This window comes from Pseudomonas sp. IT-P2 (genome assembly GCF_949767575.1).
GTDB lineage: Bacteria > Pseudomonadota > Gammaproteobacteria > Pseudomonadales > Pseudomonadaceae > Aquipseudomonas > Aquipseudomonas pharyngis.
In genome coordinates, this window is sequence record NZ_CATKQA010000022.1 from 285,628 (window position 1) to 300,425 (window position 14,798).

Sequence of the window (14,798 nt, forward strand, 5' to 3'; positions counted from 1 at the left end):
TCTGAACCGGTCATTTCCCGCGTTCGAATACAGTGCTGGTTCTGTTCTGGTGCGCTCGTGCCACAAATGTCACTTTGCAGGGCGCGTAAGATTCCTTGCCGTGGCGCATTCGCAGTGAAGGGCACGTCAATCGCAGGTATGCTGCCCTCCAGTCGTTTGGCGCGCTGCTTTCAGGGTGGGGCGCTAAGCTGAAAACAGGTCATTTCGCCGGGAGTGCGCGCAGTGTTTGCTTTAGATTCACGACTTCAACAGGACACCCTGACCATCGGTGACTTCCCGCTGTGCCGACTGCTGTTGTCCAACGATGCCAACTACCCGTGGTTCATCCTGGTGCCACGCCGCGACGATATCAGCGAGTTGTTTCAGTTGGATGTCGCCGACCAGCAGCGCTTGTGGCAGGAAACCACAGCCCTGGCCGAGGTACTCAAGGACTCCTTCGACGCCGACAAGATGAATGTCGCGACCCTGGGTAATGTTGTCAGCCAACTGCATATGCATGTCATCGTGCGTAAACGGGACGATGCCGCCTGGCCGGCGCCGGTCTGGGGCAAGCACCCCGCCAGGCCTTACAGTGCCGAGCAAGTGGCTGCGATCCGCGAGCGCCTGCGTCTGGTGCTGGACGAAGATTTCACCTTTCTGGAGGGCTGAGTGATGAGCCTCGAACAACGTGTTACCGAGCTGGAAAGTCGCCTGGCGTTTCAGGATGACACCATTCAGGCATTGAACGATGTGCTGGTGGAGCAGCAGCGGGTGGTTGAGCGTTTGCAGTTGCAGATGGCTGCCGTGCTCAAGCGTCAGGAAGAGATGGTCGGCCAGATCGGGTCTTTTGAAGAAGACGCGCCACCGCCGCACTATTGAGAGGTCTGTGGGCATGCTCCCGTGAATAAAAAAACCGCGAACAGCCAGGCTGTACGCGGTTTTTTTATTGCGGGAGACGTGAATCAGCGACGCGGCAGGGCGGCGATCACGTCTTCGGCCTGCAGGCCCTTGTCACGGTTCATCACCGAGAACTCCACGCGCTGGCCTTCGACCAGAACACGGTGGCCTTCGCCACGGATGGCGCGAAAGTGCACGAAAATATCATCGCCGGAATCCCGGGAGATAAAACCGAAGCCCTTGGAGGTGTTGAACCACTTGACGGTGCCGGTATCGCGGTTGCTCATGTCGTAGCTTTGCGTGGCGGCGGTCGGTGAGGATTTGTAGAAGCTGACGGCCAGGTGCAAAACCACAGCGACCAGTGCGATCACCAGGCTGAACAGCACGGCTGGCTGGCCGGCGATGACAGGCATCGGCGCGATCAGGGTCAGTGTTTGCAGGACAACGGTCAGGACCAGCAGGGCGCTGACCAGATTTTGCAGATGCTGGCGCGGACCTTTGTTCCAGTAAGGGATAACTGGCGCAAGGATCAGGTTCAGCAGGCCGAAAAAGGCCAGGTAAAGTGCATCGGGTTGTTGCAGGTAAGGTACCGCTTCGGACTTCAGGCTAGGTATGAAGGACAGCAGCAAGGCTGCTGCGCCCATTAGCAGGTGGACGATTTTCAACATTTTTATTGACTCACGTTATGACGGCTCACAAGGAAGAGCTGAAGGCGCACGGTTCGCTTCGGAACAATAAAGAGGCGTTGGACACGTACCCGGCATCAGCCTATGCGCAGGCCCGGAAAACGGGGCGTAGCGACACACTGCCTATTTAACAGCAAAGCCTGCGGGTACTCAAATTACGCCGGCCAGCGGCAGGCGTCGGACGATTTGTCGCGTCTATCGGGGTCATGCGGGGGCTGCGGGGCGGGGGTGGCCTTGCTACAGTGGAGCGGCACCTGTTGGATGAATTCAATCGCCTTTAGGGGGTAAACATGGCAATCGATATCGGTATCAGTGAAGAAGACCGCAAATCCATCGTCGAAGGGCTCTCGCGCCTGCTGTCGGATACCTACGTGCTGTATCTGAAGACCCACAACTTCCACTGGAACGTCACCGGGCCGATGTTCCGGACCCTGCATCTGATGTTCGAGGAGCAATACAACGAATTGGCCCTGGCGGTCGATTCGATTGCCGAGCGCATCCGCGCGCTGGGTTTTCCCGCGCCGGGTGCCTATGCAACTTACGCCCGTCTGTCTTCCATTAAAGAGGAAGTCGGCGTGCCAAGTGCCGAAGACATGATCAAGCAGTTGGTGGAGGGCCAGGAAGCCGTCACCCGAACCGCACGGGGCATTTTCCCTCTGCTGGACAAGGTCAGTGACGAACCTACCGCCGATCTGCTGACCCAGCGCATGCAGGTGCACGAGAAAACCGCCTGGATGCTGCGCGCATTGCTCGAAGCCTGATAACAGGAAGCGCATGAACCCTAGTTCGTGCGCTTTCCTCTTTTCTCCTGGAAATGTCGTTCCCTTCTGTAGGAAACAGGGAGGACGATCCGCCGCTCCATGATCCTCCCTGTCGCGTTGGCTTATCCTACATGGATGGTCAAAAAGTCATCTGGAACTGCCTTTGCGCCTGCGCTTTTAATGAGTTCGCAGGATGTTGCCTTGATAACAGAGGCAGAAATGACAAAGGAGTGTCAACGATATGGAAGATGGAGGCAGGCGAAGAGAGGTCGCAGTCGGTACGCAGCGAGAGAGCGCCACGGAGCCTTTGCTCGGCGGGTTCGACATGGCGTTGATCCGGCCGTTATCCCGCTCGGTGCGTTTGAACGGGTTCGCGACCTGTATGCGGCTGGAACAGGTTTACTGGAATATCCTGGGCCGGATGGCCGAAGACAATTGCTGTTCGGTCGGCACGCTATTGTCCCGTGTCGATCGTGAAGTGCACCTGCGTCATGGCGGGGTGAAAAACTTCAGCGGTCTGGTGCGGGTTGTGTGTGTGATGCATGGCCTGCGGGATTCTCCGGGGGTGCATGGCGCGGGATGACACTGACGAGACGGCCTGTGCAGTCTTCCGGCTGCACAGGCCGCATTTAATGGCTATAATCCCGCCCTTTCGCCGCACAGCCCTGCGCGTGCTGGCAATCTGATTGCCGAGACAACCCCATGCCGATGTACGATTACCAATGTGCTTCCTGTGGTCATCAGTTGGAAGCCATTCAAAAGATCAGCGACGCACCACTGGTCGATTGCCCTGCCTGTCAGGCACCGGAACTCAAGAAGCAGCTGTCGATGCCGGGCTTTCGCCTCAGCGGCAGCGGCTGGTACGAAACCGATTTCAAGACCGGCGCGAAGAAGAATCTGGCCGGTAGCGACAAATCTGACTAGGGTTCAAGCCCAGGTCGAACGACACGCGCGAGTTTCCACAGGTTGCACAGTGCTTGAGTGCAGCGGGATCTCCACCGAATTTCGAATTACGAGAAGCGAACCACTACCATGATGCGCAGCCATTATTGCGGCCAACTGAACGAAAGCCTGGAAGGCCAGGAAATTACCCTTTGCGGATGGGTTCACCGTCGTCGCGACCACGGCGGGGTGATTTTCCTCGATATCCGTGATCGTGACGGTCTGGCTCAGGTAGTGTTCGATCCGGATCGCGCCGAGAGCTTCGCCGCCGCCGATCGCGTGCGCAGCGAATACGTGGTGAAGATCACCGGCAAGGTGCGTCTGCGTCCGGCCGGTGCCACCAACGCCAACATGGCGTCGGGCATGATCGAAGTGCTGGGCTACGAGCTGGAAGTGTTGAACGAAGCGGAAACCCCGCCGTTCCCGCTGAACGAATACTCCGACGTCGGCGAAGAAACCCGCCTGCGCTATCGCTTCCTGGACCTGCGTCGTCCGGAAATGGCCGAGAAGCTGCGTCTGCGTTCGCGCATGACCACCAGCATCCGTCGCTACCTCGACGAAAACGGCTTCCTCGACGTCGAAACGCCGATCCTGACCCGTGCCACTCCGGAAGGCGCGCGCGACTACCTCGTACCGAGCCGTACCCACGCCGGTTCGTTCTTCGCGCTGCCGCAATCGCCACAGCTGTTCAAGCAACTGCTGATGGTTGCCGGCTTCGACCGCTACTACCAGATCGCCAAGTGCTTCCGCGACGAAGACCTGCGTGCCGACCGTCAGCCTGAGTTCACTCAGATCGACATCGAGACCAGCTTCCTCGACGAAAAAGACATCATGGGCCTGACCGAAGGCATGATCCGCAACCTGTTCAAGGAAGTGCTGGATCTGGAATTCGGCGAATTCCCGCACATGACGTTCGAAGAAGCCATGCGCCGTTACGGTTCCGACAAGCCGGACCTGCGTAACCCGCTGGAGCTGGTCGACGTGGCCGATCAGCTGAAAGAAGTGGACTTCAAGGTCTTCAGCGGCCCTGCCAACGATCCGAAATGCCGTATCGCCGCACTGCGCGTTCCAGGCGGGGCGAGCATGCCGCGCAAGCAGATCGACGACTACACCAAGTTCGTCGGCATCTACGGTGCCAAGGGTCTGGCGTACATCAAGGTCAACGAGCGTGCGGCCGGTGTTGACGGTCTGCAATCGCCGATCGTGAAAAACATTCCGGAAGCCAACTTGAACGTGATCCTCGATCGCGTTGGCGCAGTCGACGGCGACATCGTGTTCTTCGGCGCCGACAAGGCCAAGATCGTCAGTGAAGCCCTGGGCGCGCTGCGTATCAAGCTCGGTCACGACCTGAAGCTGCTGACCTGCGAGTGGGCACCGATGTGGGTCGTCGACTTCCCGATGTTCGAAGAGAACGACGACGGCAGCTTCTCCGCTCTGCACCACCCGTTCACCGCACCGAAGTGCTCGCCGGAAGAGCTGGAAGCCAACCCGGCCGGCGCTCTGTCCCGCGCCTACGACATGGTGCTGAACGGCACCGAGCTGGGTGGCGGTTCGATCCGTATCCACCGCAAAGAGATGCAGCAAGCTGTGTTCCGTCTGCTGGGCATCAACGAAGCGGAACAGGAAGAGAAGTTCGGCTTCCTGCTCGACGCCCTGAAATACGGCGCGCCGCCGCACGGTGGTCTGGCCTTCGGTCTGGACCGTCTGGTGATGCTGATGACCGGCGCCCAGTCGATCCGTGAAGTGATCGCCTTCCCGAAAACCCAGAGTGCTGCCGACGTGATGACGCAGGCGCCGGGTGTCGTGGATGCGAAGGCGTTGCGCGAATTGCACATCCGTTTGCGCGAAACGCCAAAGGCCGAGTAAGACGGGCCTGAAGGCGCATCTTCGGATGCGCCTTTTTTCTTTCTGCAGTGATTGAAAACAAGATTTTTTTGCTGGCCGATGCATCTGCATGGCGGGCATTGTTCAAGAGAATTCGGAGCGAGTTATGGCAGGTCATTCCAAGTGGGCGAACATCAAGCACCGCAAAGAACGCCAGGATGCCAAGAGAGGCAAGATCTTCACCAAGTGGATCCGCGAGCTGACCGTGGCGGCCCGTCAGGGCGGCGGTGATCCGGGTTCCAACCCGCGTCTGCGTCTGGCGCTGGACAAGGCGCTGGGCGCCAACATGAGCCGGGACATCATCGACCGTGCCGTGGCCCGTGGCGCCGGCGCGACCGAGGCCGACAACGTTGAAGAACTGACCTACGAAGGTTACGGCCCGGGCGGCGTGGCGGTGATGGTCGAGTGCATGACCGACAACCGCAACCGCACCGCAGCAGCTGTTCGCCATGCGTTCAGCAAGTGTGGCGGCAACCTCGGTACCGACGGTTCGGTAGCCTATCTGTTCGAACGCAAGGGCCAGATCAGCTTTGCCCCGGGCGTTGACGAAGACGCGCTGACAGAGGCCGCGCTGGAAGCCGATGCCGACGACGTGGTCAGCCACGAAGACGGCTCGATCGACGTGTTCACCTCGTTCACCAGTTTCTACGCGGTACGCAATGCCCTGGAGGTCGCCGGTTTCAAGGGTGATGACGCGGAAATCGTCATGCAGCCGACCACCAGCGCCGAGCTGGATCTGGAGGGCGCCGAGAAGGTGCTCAAGCTGATCGACATGCTGGAAGACCTGGACGACGTGCAGAACGTCTATTCCAACGCGGACATTCCGGAAGACGTGGCCGCTCAGCTCGGTTAAGAGCGACTAGGCTTCAATGTGGGAGCTGGCTTGCCAGCGATGGCGTCGGCACATCAGGTAATGATGGCGCCTGACACACCGTCATCGCTGACAAGCCAGCTCCCTCATTTGTTTTTGTGTTTCTTCGAACCAGCAGGCTTATGACTTTAATTCTTGGTATCGACCCCGGTTCGCGCATTACCGGTTACGGCATTGTTCGCGATACCGGACGTGGCGGCTGCATCTATGTCGCCTCGGGTTGTATCCGCACTGGAGCCGGCGAGCTGCATGAGCGTCTGCAGATCGTTTATCGCGGCGTGCGCGAAATCATCCAGACCTACGGTCCGGTCACCATGGGCATCGAAAAGGTGTTCATGGCAAAAAACGCCGATTCGGCGCTGAAGCTCGGGCAGGCCCGGGGGGCCGCTATTGTTGCCGGCGCCGAAGAATGCCTGGAAATCGCCGAGTACACGGCCACCCAGGTCAAGCAGGCCGTGGTCGGCACGGGTGCCGCTAATAAAGAGCAGGTGCAGATGATGGTCATGCACATGCTCAAGCTGACCAGCAAACCGCAAATCGATGCATCGGATGCCCTGGCCATTGCCATTTGTCATGCCCACACACGCTCGAGTCTGTTACCGCACGGCTTGGGAACGGCACGCAGTCGTGGCGGGCGCCTGCGTCTCTGATAGCATCAGCAGTCATTTTTACGGAATGTGGATTTCGTGCCTGGGTTGTCGGCCGTGAATCCATGCTCTGTCGGTCGCCAGCCCACGGCTGGCCAACGCTCAAGGATCTGAAACGTGATTGGACGCTTGCGCGGTACTCTGGCTGAGAAACAGCCGCCGCACCTGATTCTGGATGTAAACGGCCTCGGGTATGAGTTGGAAGTGCCCATGACCACCCTTTATCGCCTGCCGTCGGTCGGTGAACCGCTGACCCTGCACACCCATTTGGTCGTACGCGAAGACGCGCAGTTACTCTATGGTTTTGCCGGCAAGCGTGAGCGAGACTTTTTTCGCGAGTTGATCCGTCTGAATGGTGTAGGGCCGAAACTGGCCCTGGCCTTGATGTCGAGTCTGGAAGTCGACGAACTGATCCGCTGCGTGCAATCCCAGGACACCTCGGCGCTGACCAAGGTGCCGGGCGTGGGCAAGAAAACCGCCGAGCGTCTGCTGGTCGAACTGAAGGATCGCTTCAAGGCCTGGGAAACCTCGCCGGCCATGTTCGCCCTGGTGCCGAACCAGCCGGACGGCCCGGCGCCGGTCAACACCGCCGAGAACGATGCGGTCAGTGCACTGATTTCCCTGGGCTACAAGCCACAGGAAGCGAGCAAGGCGATTTCCGCGATCAAAGAGAAAGGCCTGAGCAGCGAAGACATGATTCGACGTGCCCTGAAGGGAATGATTTAAGTGATTGAAGCTGATCGTCTGATCGCCGCCACGCACAGTCCGCGTGAGCGCGAAGAAGTCCAGGATCGGGCGATACGTCCCGTCAGCCTGGCCGAGTACATCGGCCAGCCGACCGTTCGCGAGCAGATGGAACTGTTTATCCAGGCCGCCCGTGGCCGTAGCGAATCCCTCGACCACACCCTGATCTTCGGTCCGCCGGGGCTGGGTAAAACCACGCTGGCCAACATCATCGCCCAGGAAATGGGCGTGTCGATCAAGAGCACTTCCGGTCCGGTGCTGGAGCGTCCGGGGGATCTGGCGGCGCTGTTGACCAATCTTGAGCCGCACGACGTGCTGTTCATCGATGAAATCCATCGTCTGTCGCCGATCGTCGAAGAAGTACTGTACCCGGCCATGGAAGATTTCCAGCTCGACATCATGATCGGTGAAGGGCCGGCGGCGCGTTCGATCAAACTCGATCTGCCACCGTTCACCCTGGTCGGTGCAACCACGCGGGCGGGCATGCTGACCAACCCTTTGCGTGACCGTTTCGGTATCGTCCAGCGCCTCGAGTTCTACAGCACCGCTGACCTGGCGACGATTGTCAGCCGTTCGGCGAATATCCTCGGTTTGCCGCTGGATCCGGAAGGCTCTTTCGAGATTGCCCGCCGCGCCCGTGGCACGCCGCGGATCGCCAACCGTCTGCTGCGCCGGGTGCGGGATTTCGCCGAAGTCCGGGCCAAGGGCCACATCACCAAGTCCGTCGCAGATCTGGCGCTGAACCTGCTGGACGTGGACGAGCATGGTTTCGATCATCAGGACCGGCGTCTGCTGTTGACCATGATCGAGAAGTTTGACGGCGGCCCGGTGGGCATCGACAGTCTGGCGGCGGCGATCAGCGAAGAGCGCCACACCATTGAAGATGTGCTTGAGCCGTACCTGATTCAGCAGGGCTACATCATGCGTACGCCGCGGGGCAGGGTGGTGACCCGCCACGCGTACCTGCATTTTGGTTTAAACATCCCGACACGAATGGGCGAAATGCCCGTGGTAGACGAGTTTCTCGATGCCGTGGACGATTGATACACATTTATTGTCGATTTATTCAGCGTTTGTACTGTCACAGGACGGTACTTTTGCGGTAAAGCCTTCCAACAATGAAAAACAGTTGCCTGGCTGGATTGGCAACCCGAGGAGTAAGCACTAGAGTATGCGCGCGCAAAACGGGCTTGAGCCGTTCGCACATCGTTGTCGCGTTTATTACGAGGACACCGATGCGGGCGGCATCGTGTATTACGTTAATTACCTCAAGTTTATGGAACGGGCTCGAACCGAACGGCTCCGGGAGCTGGGCTTTGCTCAGTCGGCGCTGGCCGGGGAGGACCTGTTGTTCGTCGTGCATTCCAGCGAAGCGCGTTATCACGCGCCGGCGCGACTGGACGACGAGCTTCTGGTAAGCGCTGATGTAATCGAATTGAACCGTGCCAGCCTGCGCTTCCGACAGCAGGTCAGGCGGGCAACGGATAATGTGCTGCTCTGCGAAGGGCAGTTTCTGGTGGCCTGTGTGCGCACTAACAGTTTGAAACCCCGGGCCCTTCCCGAAGACCTGCGTGCGGCCTTTGCCGACGCGGTCGGCACGGGTACACACTCAAAGCAGGAGATAAAGCGTGGAAGCTAACGTCGTCGACCATTCCTCCATGTGGAGCCTGGTCAGCAATGCCAGCATCGTGGTGCAGTTGGTAATGTTGACTCTGGTGGCCGCATCGGTGACCTCATGGATCATGATCTTTCAGCGCAGCAATCTGATACGCGCCGGTCGACGTGCCCTCGAGAGCTTCGAGGAGCGTTTCTGGTCGGGTATCGACCTGTCCAAACTCTACCGTCAGGCCGGCAGCAACCCGGATCCGGATTCGGGTGTCGAGCAGATCTTCCGTGCCGGCTTCAAGGAGTTCTCTCGTCTGCGTCAGCAGCCAGGCGTCGATCCTGAAGCGGTGATGGAAGGTGTGGCCCGTGCCATGCGCGTCGCCATCTCCCGCGAAGAAGAAAAGCTCGAGCAGAGCCTGCCGTTCCTCGCCACCGTCGGTTCGGTCAGCCCGTACATCGGTCTTTTCGGTACCGTCTGGGGGATCATGAACTCCTTCCGTGGTCTGGCCAGCGCCCAGCAGGCCACCCTGGCCACCGTGGCACCCGGCATCGCCGAAGCCCTGATCGCCACCGCGATCGGTCTGTTCGCCGCGATCCCGGCCGTTATCGCTTACAACCGTTTCTCTGCCCGCAGCGAAACCTTGCTGAGCCGCTACTACACCTTCGCCGATGAGTTCCAGGCGATCCTGCACCGCAAAGTGCACACCAGCGAAGAATAAGCAGGTATTTCCCGATGGCTTTAATCACTCGAGCCCGACACAAGCGCAAGCCGGTCGCCGAGATGAACGTAGTGCCTTACATCGACGTGATGCTGGTGCTGCTGGTCATCTTCATGGTGACTGCGCCAATGCTCAATCAGGGCGTGAAAGTGGATCTGCCCAAGGTTTCCAGCGAAGCCTTGCCGCAGGACAACAACACCCAGGTGCTGACCATTTCGATCAAGTCGGACAAGACCTACTACTGGAACCTTGGCAGCGAAGTCGACACCGAGAAACAGCAGGACCGGGCCATGACCCTGCCACAGATGACCGACGCGGTGACCAAGATCATTCGCGCCGGCACTGAAGGTGGCAAGCGTACCCAAGTCTTCATCCGTGGCGACAAGTCCGTCGATTATGGCTCCGTCATGGGTGCCATGGGCGGGTTGCAGAAAGCCGGGGTCGGTAACGTTGGCTTGATCACCGAGGCGCCCTGATGCAGCAACAGCGAGAGCCGTCCGCCTCGGAAAGCTACTTCTGGCCTAGTGTCTGGGCGATTGGCTTGCACGTGCTGGTGTTCGGCATGCTGTTTGTCAGTTTCGCTCTGACCCCGGAGCTGCCGCCAGCCAAGCCGATTGTTCAGGCGACCCTGTACCAGCTGAAATCGAAAAGTCAGGCGACCACTCAGACCAATCAGAAGATTGCGGGTGAGGCGAAGAAATCCGCCGCGCGCCAGACCGAAGTCGAGCAGATGGAGCAGAAAAAGGTCGAGCAGGAAGCGGTGAAGGCTGCGGAACAAAAGAAAGAAGAAGCGGCTCAAAAGGCCGAGGAAGCCAAGAAGGCCGATGAGGCGAAGAAAGCGGACGAGGCGAAGAAGGCTGATGAAGCCAAGAAAGCCGACGACGCCAAGAAAACCGCCGAAGCCAAGAAGGCAGAAGAGAAACAATTGGCTGATATAGCCAAGAAGAAAGCCGAAGAAGAAGCCAAAAAGGCTGCTGAAGAAGAGGCCAAGAAAGCGGCCGCTGAAGAAGCCAAGAAGAAGATCGTCGAAGACGCGAAAAAGAAAGCCGCCGAAGACGCCAAGAAGAAAGCTGAAGCTGAAGAGGCGAAGAAGAAAGTCGCCGAAGACGCGAAGAAGAAAGCTGCTGCCGATGCTGCGAAGAAGAAAGCGCAGGAAGCGGCACGTAAATCCGCCGAAGACAAGAAGGCTCAGGCCCTGGCAGATTTGCTTTCCGACACGCCGCAGCGCCAGCAGGCCTTGGCCGATGAGCAGGGCGACGAAGTCGCGGGCAGTTTCGATGACCTGATTCGTGCGCGGGCAGCAGAAGGCTGGGCGCGTCCACCTTCAGCACGCAAAGGCATGACGGTTGTGCTGCAGATCGGCATGTTGCCGGACGGTACGGTGACCTCGGTCAGCGTGGCCAAGTCCAGTGGCGACGGTCCGTTCGATGCGTCAGCAGTGGCAGCGGTCAAGAATATTGGACGTTTGACGGAAATGCAGGGAATGAAGCCGAGCGATTTCGCTCCGTATCGTTCATTCAAGATGACATTCACACCTGAGGATCTAGCCTTGTGAGAAACCTTCTTCGAGGAATGCTGGTCGTGATCTGCTGCATGGCAGGGATCGCGATGGCGGATGAAAAGAACATTCTGGTCACCAGCGGCAGCGATCGGGCGACTCCGATTGCCGTCGTACCGTTCGGTTTCCAGGGCGGTGCCGTCCTGCCGGATGACATGGCTGAAATCATTGGTAACGATTTGCGTAACTCGGGCTATTACTCGCCGATTCCAAAGCAAAACATGATCAGCCAGCCAAGCCAGCCGAGCGAAATCATCTTCCGTGACTGGAAGGCGGTGGGTGCACAATACATGATGGTCGGCAGCATCGTGCCGGCCGGTGGCCGTCTGCAGGTGCAGTGGGCTCTGTTCAACGTCGCCACCGAGCAGAAAGTGGCTGACGGCAGCGTGTCCGGTACCACCGAACAGCTGCGCGACATGGCGCACTACATCTCCGATCAGTCGTTCGAAAAACTGACCGGTATCAAAGGTGCATTCTCGACTCGCCTGCTGTACGTCACGGCCGAGCGTTTCTCCGAGAAGAACACCCGTTACACCCTGCAGCGTTCGGACTATGACGGCGCCCGTGCCGTGACCCTGCTGCAATCCCGTGAGCCGATCCTTTCGCCGCGTTTTGCACCGGACGGCAAGCGTATCGCCTACGTGTCGTTCGAACAGAAGCGTCCGCGCATCTTCATGCAGAACATCGACACCGGTCGTCGCGAGCAGATCACCAACTTCGAAGGCCTGAACGGCGCGCCAGCCTGGTCGCCGGACGGCAATCGCCTGGCGTTCGTGCTGTCGAAAGACGGTAACCCGGACATCTACGTGATGAACCTCGGTTCGCGTCAGATCACCCGCGTGACCGCAGGTCCTGGGATCAACACCGAACCGTACTGGGGCAAGGATGGTTCGACCATCTACTTCACCTCCGACCGTGGCGGCAAGCCTCAGATCTACAAGACCAGCGCTGGTGGTGGCGGTGCCGAGCGTGTGACGTTCGTGGGCAACTACAACGCCAACCCCAAGCTTTCGGCGGATGAAAAGACCCTGGTGATGATCCATCGTCAGGACGGTTTCACCAATTTCAAAGTGGCGGCTCAGGATTTGCAGCGCGGAAGTGTAAAAATCCTCACTGATAGCACTCTGGACGAGTCGCCTACTGTTGCGCCCAACGGCACCATGGTAATCTACGCCACCCGCCAGCAGGGCCGGGGAGTCTTGATGCTCGTGTCCATTAATGGACGCGTGAGGCTCCCGCTTCCTACCGCTCAAGGCGAAGTCAGAGAACCGTCCTGGTCCCCTTACCTGAACTGACGCGGCGCTTTACGTTTTACTTAACACACTGGGGTTCATTAGGAGTTTCACGATGGAAATGCTGAAGTTTGGTAAATTTGCTGCGCTGGCTCTGGCCATGGCTGTAGCTGTAGGTTGCTCGTCCAAAGGCGGCGACAACGCCGGTGAAGGCGCTGTTGATCCAAACGCTGGTTACGGCGCAAACACTGGTGCAGTTGACGGTTCCCTGAGCGAAGAAGCTGCTCTGCGCGCAATCACCACCTTCTACTTCGAATACGACAGCTCGGACCTGAAGCCAGAAGCCATGCGCGCTCTGGACGTTCACGCCAAAGACCTGAAAGCAAACGGCGCTCGCGTTGTTCTGGAAGGCAACACCGACGAACGTGGTACTCGTGAGTACAACATGGCACTGGGCGAGCGTCGTGCGAAAGCCGTTCAGCGCTACCTGGTACTGCAAGGTGTTTCCCCAGCTCAGCTGGAACTGGTTTCCTACGGCGAAGAGCGTCCAGTTGCTACCGGCAACGACGAGCAGTCCTGGGCTCAAAACCGTCGCGTCGAACTGCGTAAGTAATTCGATATGCGAACGTGCCGTCGTGCTGTAACTGTTCTGGCTCTCAGCCTCGTGCCGCTTGCGGCGTGGGCTGCGGTTCCTGTGGTCGATGACAACTCCGGTTATAACAATAGCGGGAGCAGTTATCCGCCTGCAGGTTACGGTACGAACGGCGCCTATGCCGGGGGAGCGGCTTCGGCCCCTGCCTCGGCACAAGGCATGCTGTTCAACCAACTGCAACAAATGCAGGATGAGATATCTCGCCAGCAAGGCGTGATCGAAGAACTGCAGAATCAGGTTGCGCGCATGAAGCAGGAATCCCTGGAGCGATACCAGGATCTTGATCGGCGCATAGGATCCGGCGTTGCACCAGCCGCGACTCCCGAGAATTCTTCTGCCGGTGGCGATGCAAGTGCTGCTGCCGGTGCTGCTGCTGGAGCCGGCGCCGCTGCTGCCGCCCAGGCACCTGCCGCAGGTAGCGAACCGGCTGATCCGGCCAAGGAAAAGCTGTATTACGATGCCGCTTTCGACCTGATCAAGGCCAAGGATTTCGACAAGGCCAGCCAGGCGTTTGCCGCATTCCTGCGTAAATACCCGAACAGCCAATACGCAGGCAATGCCCAGTACTGGCTGGGTGAAGTGAACCTGGCCAAAGGCGATCTGCAAGGTGCAGGTCAGGCTTTCGCCAAGGTTTCGCAGCTGTATCCCAAGCACGCCAAAGTGCCGGATTCGCTGTACAAGCTGGCTGATGTAGAGCGTCGCCTCGGTCATACCGACAAGGTCAAAGGCATTCTGCAGCAGGTGGTGGCCCAATATCCGGGCACGTCCGCCGCTCAGTTGGCCCAGCGCGATCTGCAACGCATGTAACATGCTTTGACCCGTTTGGAAGAAACCCGCGCTTGTCGCGGGTTTTTTCGTTAGAATTCACGCCCTTTTATGAAACACGCTTCTGGTGATCTACGCGTTGGCGGGGTTGCCTGAAGTGCCTGACGGAGGCGGACAGCCTGTTTAGCTGTTACGCCCGTGGCGACTATGCAAGACACATTGAGAATCACCGAAGTTTTCTACTCGTTGCAGGGGGAAACGCGGACTGCCGGGCTGCCCACTGTTTTTGTGCGCCTGACCGGTTGCCCATTGCGTTGCCAATACTGCGACAGCGCCTACGCTTTCAGCGGTGGCACGATCCGCACCCTCGACGACATCCTCGAGCAAGTGGCCGGCTTTCGCCCGCGCTACGTCTGTGTCACTGGCGGTGAGCCGTTGGCACAACCCAATGCCATCCCTTTGCTCAAGCAGTTGTGCGATGCCGGCTACGAAGTCTCGCTGGAAACCAGCGGCGCCCTCGACATCTCGGCGGTCGATCCGCGGGTCAGTCGGGTGGTCGACCTGAAGACGCCAGACTCCAAAGAAGCCCATCGCAACCGTTACGAGAACATCGAACTGCTGACGCCCAACGATCAGGTGAAGTTTGTCATCTGCTCGCGGGAGGACTATGACTGGGCGGTATCGAAGCTGATCCAGTACGGTCTGGAACGACGTGCGGGTGAAGTGCTGTTTTCTCCAAGTCACCACGACCTAAATGCTCGGGATCTGGCGGACTGGGTGGTGGCGGATAACCTGCCAGTGCGCCTGCAACTGCAGCTGCATAAATATCTATGGAATGATGAGCCGGGGCGCTGAG

General features: G+C 58.9%; 19 protein-coding genes. 18 read left to right on the forward strand and 1 reads right to left on the reverse strand.

The window, feature by feature from the left end; all coding sequences use genetic code 11:
* Positions 1-222 precede the first annotated feature (222 nt).
* Together ACM6JM_RS13880 and ACM6JM_RS13885 are read left to right on the forward strand one after the other, a co-directional pair.
* On the forward strand, positions 223-648 hold the full coding sequence (locus tag ACM6JM_RS13880; RefSeq protein ID WP_210710774.1) for an HIT family protein: 426 nt from the start codon (positions 223-225) through the stop codon (positions 646-648).
* A 3-nt stretch (positions 649-651) separates the two neighbouring features.
* Positions 652-858, forward strand: a complete 207-nt coding sequence (locus tag ACM6JM_RS13885; protein ID WP_039766003.1) for a SlyX family protein — start codon at positions 652-654, stop codon at positions 856-858.
* A gap of 83 nt (positions 859-941) precedes the next feature.
* Here the strand turns inward: ACM6JM_RS13885 and ACM6JM_RS13890 are convergent, their stop codons facing one another.
* Positions 942-1,544, reverse strand: a complete 603-nt coding sequence (locus ACM6JM_RS13890; RefSeq protein WP_039766005.1) for a cold-shock protein — start codon at positions 1,542-1,544, stop codon at positions 942-944.
* Positions 1,545-1,852: 308 nt separating this feature from the next.
* Between ACM6JM_RS13890 and ACM6JM_RS13895 the strand changes: the two genes are divergently transcribed.
* The 16 genes from ACM6JM_RS13895 to queE all read left to right on the forward strand — a co-directional run bounded on the left by ACM6JM_RS13895 (position 1,853) and on the right by queE (position 14,797).
* A complete protein-coding gene (locus ACM6JM_RS13895) occupies positions 1,853-2,323 on the forward strand; it encodes a Dps family protein (RefSeq protein ID WP_039766007.1) in 471 nt (156 codons plus the stop codon).
* Between the two features lie 241 nt (positions 2,324-2,564).
* A complete protein-coding gene (locus tag ACM6JM_RS13900; protein WP_414882080.1) occupies positions 2,565-2,906 on the forward strand; it encodes a ribbon-helix-helix domain-containing protein in 342 nt (113 codons plus the stop codon).
* Positions 2,907-3,025: 119 nt separating this feature from the next.
* Positions 3,026-3,247, forward strand: coding sequence for an FmdB family zinc ribbon protein (locus ACM6JM_RS13905; RefSeq protein ID WP_414882081.1), 222 nt, complete (start codon positions 3,026-3,028; stop codon positions 3,245-3,247).
* A gap of 108 nt (positions 3,248-3,355) precedes the next feature.
* Positions 3,356-5,131 carry an aspartate--tRNA ligase gene (gene aspS / locus ACM6JM_RS13910; RefSeq protein WP_039766011.1) on the forward strand — a complete coding sequence of 592 codons (1,776 nt, stop codon included), beginning with the start codon at positions 3,356-3,358 and terminating at the stop codon, positions 5,129-5,131.
* Positions 5,132-5,255: 124 nt separating this feature from the next.
* Complete coding sequence (locus tag ACM6JM_RS13915; protein WP_414882082.1) at positions 5,256-6,002, forward strand: YebC/PmpR family DNA-binding transcriptional regulator; 747 nt, start codon at positions 5,256-5,258, stop codon at positions 6,000-6,002.
* Positions 6,003-6,142: 140 nt separating this feature from the next.
* Positions 6,143-6,670, forward strand: coding sequence for a crossover junction endodeoxyribonuclease RuvC (gene ruvC, locus ACM6JM_RS13920; protein WP_007962095.1), 528 nt, complete (start codon positions 6,143-6,145; stop codon positions 6,668-6,670).
* A 114-nt stretch (positions 6,671-6,784) separates the two neighbouring features.
* A complete protein-coding gene (gene ruvA / locus ACM6JM_RS13925) occupies positions 6,785-7,393 on the forward strand; it encodes a Holliday junction branch migration protein RuvA (RefSeq protein WP_007951205.1) in 609 nt (202 codons plus the stop codon).
* Positions 7,394-8,455, forward strand: a complete 1,062-nt coding sequence (ruvB, locus tag ACM6JM_RS13930) for a Holliday junction branch migration DNA helicase RuvB (RefSeq protein WP_011335643.1) — start codon at positions 7,394-7,396, stop codon at positions 8,453-8,455.
* Between the two features lie 127 nt (positions 8,456-8,582).
* Positions 8,583-9,050, forward strand: coding sequence for a tol-pal system-associated acyl-CoA thioesterase (gene ybgC / locus ACM6JM_RS13935; RefSeq protein WP_007951203.1), 468 nt, complete (start codon positions 8,583-8,585; stop codon positions 9,048-9,050).
* Complete coding sequence (gene tolQ / locus ACM6JM_RS13940) at positions 9,040-9,735, forward strand: protein TolQ (protein ID WP_039766018.1); 696 nt, start codon at positions 9,040-9,042, stop codon at positions 9,733-9,735. The genes ybgC and tolQ overlap by 11 nt, the downstream gene beginning before the upstream one ends.
* Positions 9,736-9,758: 23 nt before the next feature.
* On the forward strand, positions 9,759-10,211 hold the full coding sequence (gene tolR / locus ACM6JM_RS13945; RefSeq protein WP_162130475.1) for a protein TolR: 453 nt from the start codon (positions 9,759-9,761) through the stop codon (positions 10,209-10,211).
* Positions 10,211-11,290: a cell envelope integrity protein TolA gene (tolA, locus tag ACM6JM_RS13950; protein ID WP_414882083.1), complete on the forward strand. Its 1,080-nt coding sequence runs from the start codon at positions 10,211-10,213 to the stop codon at positions 11,288-11,290. Before tolR ends, tolA begins: the two co-directional genes overlap by 1 nt.
* 17 nt (positions 11,291-11,307) lie before the next feature.
* Positions 11,308-12,588: a Tol-Pal system beta propeller repeat protein TolB gene (tolB, locus tag ACM6JM_RS13955; RefSeq protein ID WP_166742344.1), complete on the forward strand. Its 1,281-nt coding sequence runs from the start codon at positions 11,308-11,310 to the stop codon at positions 12,586-12,588.
* Positions 12,589-12,640: 52 nt separating this feature from the next.
* Entirely contained in the window at positions 12,641-13,138 is a 498-nt protein-coding gene (gene pal, locus ACM6JM_RS13960; RefSeq protein WP_003178634.1) for a peptidoglycan-associated lipoprotein Pal, read from the forward strand.
* 6 nt (positions 13,139-13,144) lie between these two features.
* The gene (ybgF, locus tag ACM6JM_RS13965; RefSeq protein ID WP_414882084.1) at positions 13,145-13,984 is read left to right on the forward strand and encodes a tol-pal system protein YbgF; all 840 of its coding nucleotides are present in this window, start codon (positions 13,145-13,147) and stop codon (positions 13,982-13,984) included.
* Positions 13,985-14,149: 165 nt separating this feature from the next.
* Positions 14,150-14,797 carry a 7-carboxy-7-deazaguanine synthase QueE gene (gene queE / locus ACM6JM_RS13970; protein ID WP_007951198.1) on the forward strand — a complete coding sequence of 216 codons (648 nt, stop codon included), beginning with the start codon at positions 14,150-14,152 and terminating at the stop codon, positions 14,795-14,797.
* The last annotated feature ends 1 nt before the right edge of the window (position 14,798 follow it).

Excerpts from the sequence above, each read along its gene's own strand:
- ACM6JM_RS13885 (WP_039766003.1), top strand. The coding sequence starts at position 652 with ATGAGCCTCGAACAACGTGTTACCGAGCTGGAAAGTCGCCTGGCGTTT.
- ACM6JM_RS13890 (WP_039766005.1), bottom strand. The coding sequence starts at position 1,544 with ATGTTGAAAATCGTCCACCTGCTAATGGGCGCAGCAGCCTTGCTGCTG.
- ACM6JM_RS13895 (WP_039766007.1), top strand. The coding sequence starts at position 1,853 with ATGGCAATCGATATCGGTATCAGTGAAGAAGACCGCAAATCCATCGTC.
- ACM6JM_RS13900 (WP_414882080.1), top strand. The coding sequence starts at position 2,565 with ATGGAAGATGGAGGCAGGCGAAGAGAGGTCGCAGTCGGTACGCAGCGA.
- ACM6JM_RS13905 (WP_414882081.1), top strand. The coding sequence starts at position 3,026 with ATGCCGATGTACGATTACCAATGTGCTTCCTGTGGTCATCAGTTGGAA.
- aspS (WP_039766011.1), top strand. The coding sequence starts at position 3,356 with ATGATGCGCAGCCATTATTGCGGCCAACTGAACGAAAGCCTGGAAGGC.
- ACM6JM_RS13915 (WP_414882082.1), top strand. The coding sequence starts at position 5,256 with ATGGCAGGTCATTCCAAGTGGGCGAACATCAAGCACCGCAAAGAACGC.
- ruvC (WP_007962095.1), top strand. The coding sequence starts at position 6,143 with ATGACTTTAATTCTTGGTATCGACCCCGGTTCGCGCATTACCGGTTAC.
- ybgC (WP_007951203.1), top strand. The coding sequence starts at position 8,583 with ATGCGCGCGCAAAACGGGCTTGAGCCGTTCGCACATCGTTGTCGCGTT.
- tolA (WP_414882083.1), top strand. The coding sequence starts at position 10,211 with ATGCAGCAACAGCGAGAGCCGTCCGCCTCGGAAAGCTACTTCTGGCCT.
- tolB (WP_166742344.1), top strand. The coding sequence starts at position 11,308 with ATGCTGGTCGTGATCTGCTGCATGGCAGGGATCGCGATGGCGGATGAA.
- pal (WP_003178634.1), top strand. The coding sequence starts at position 12,641 with ATGGAAATGCTGAAGTTTGGTAAATTTGCTGCGCTGGCTCTGGCCATG.
- ybgF (WP_414882084.1), top strand. The coding sequence starts at position 13,145 with ATGCGAACGTGCCGTCGTGCTGTAACTGTTCTGGCTCTCAGCCTCGTG.
- queE (WP_007951198.1), top strand. The coding sequence starts at position 14,150 with ATGCAAGACACATTGAGAATCACCGAAGTTTTCTACTCGTTGCAGGGG.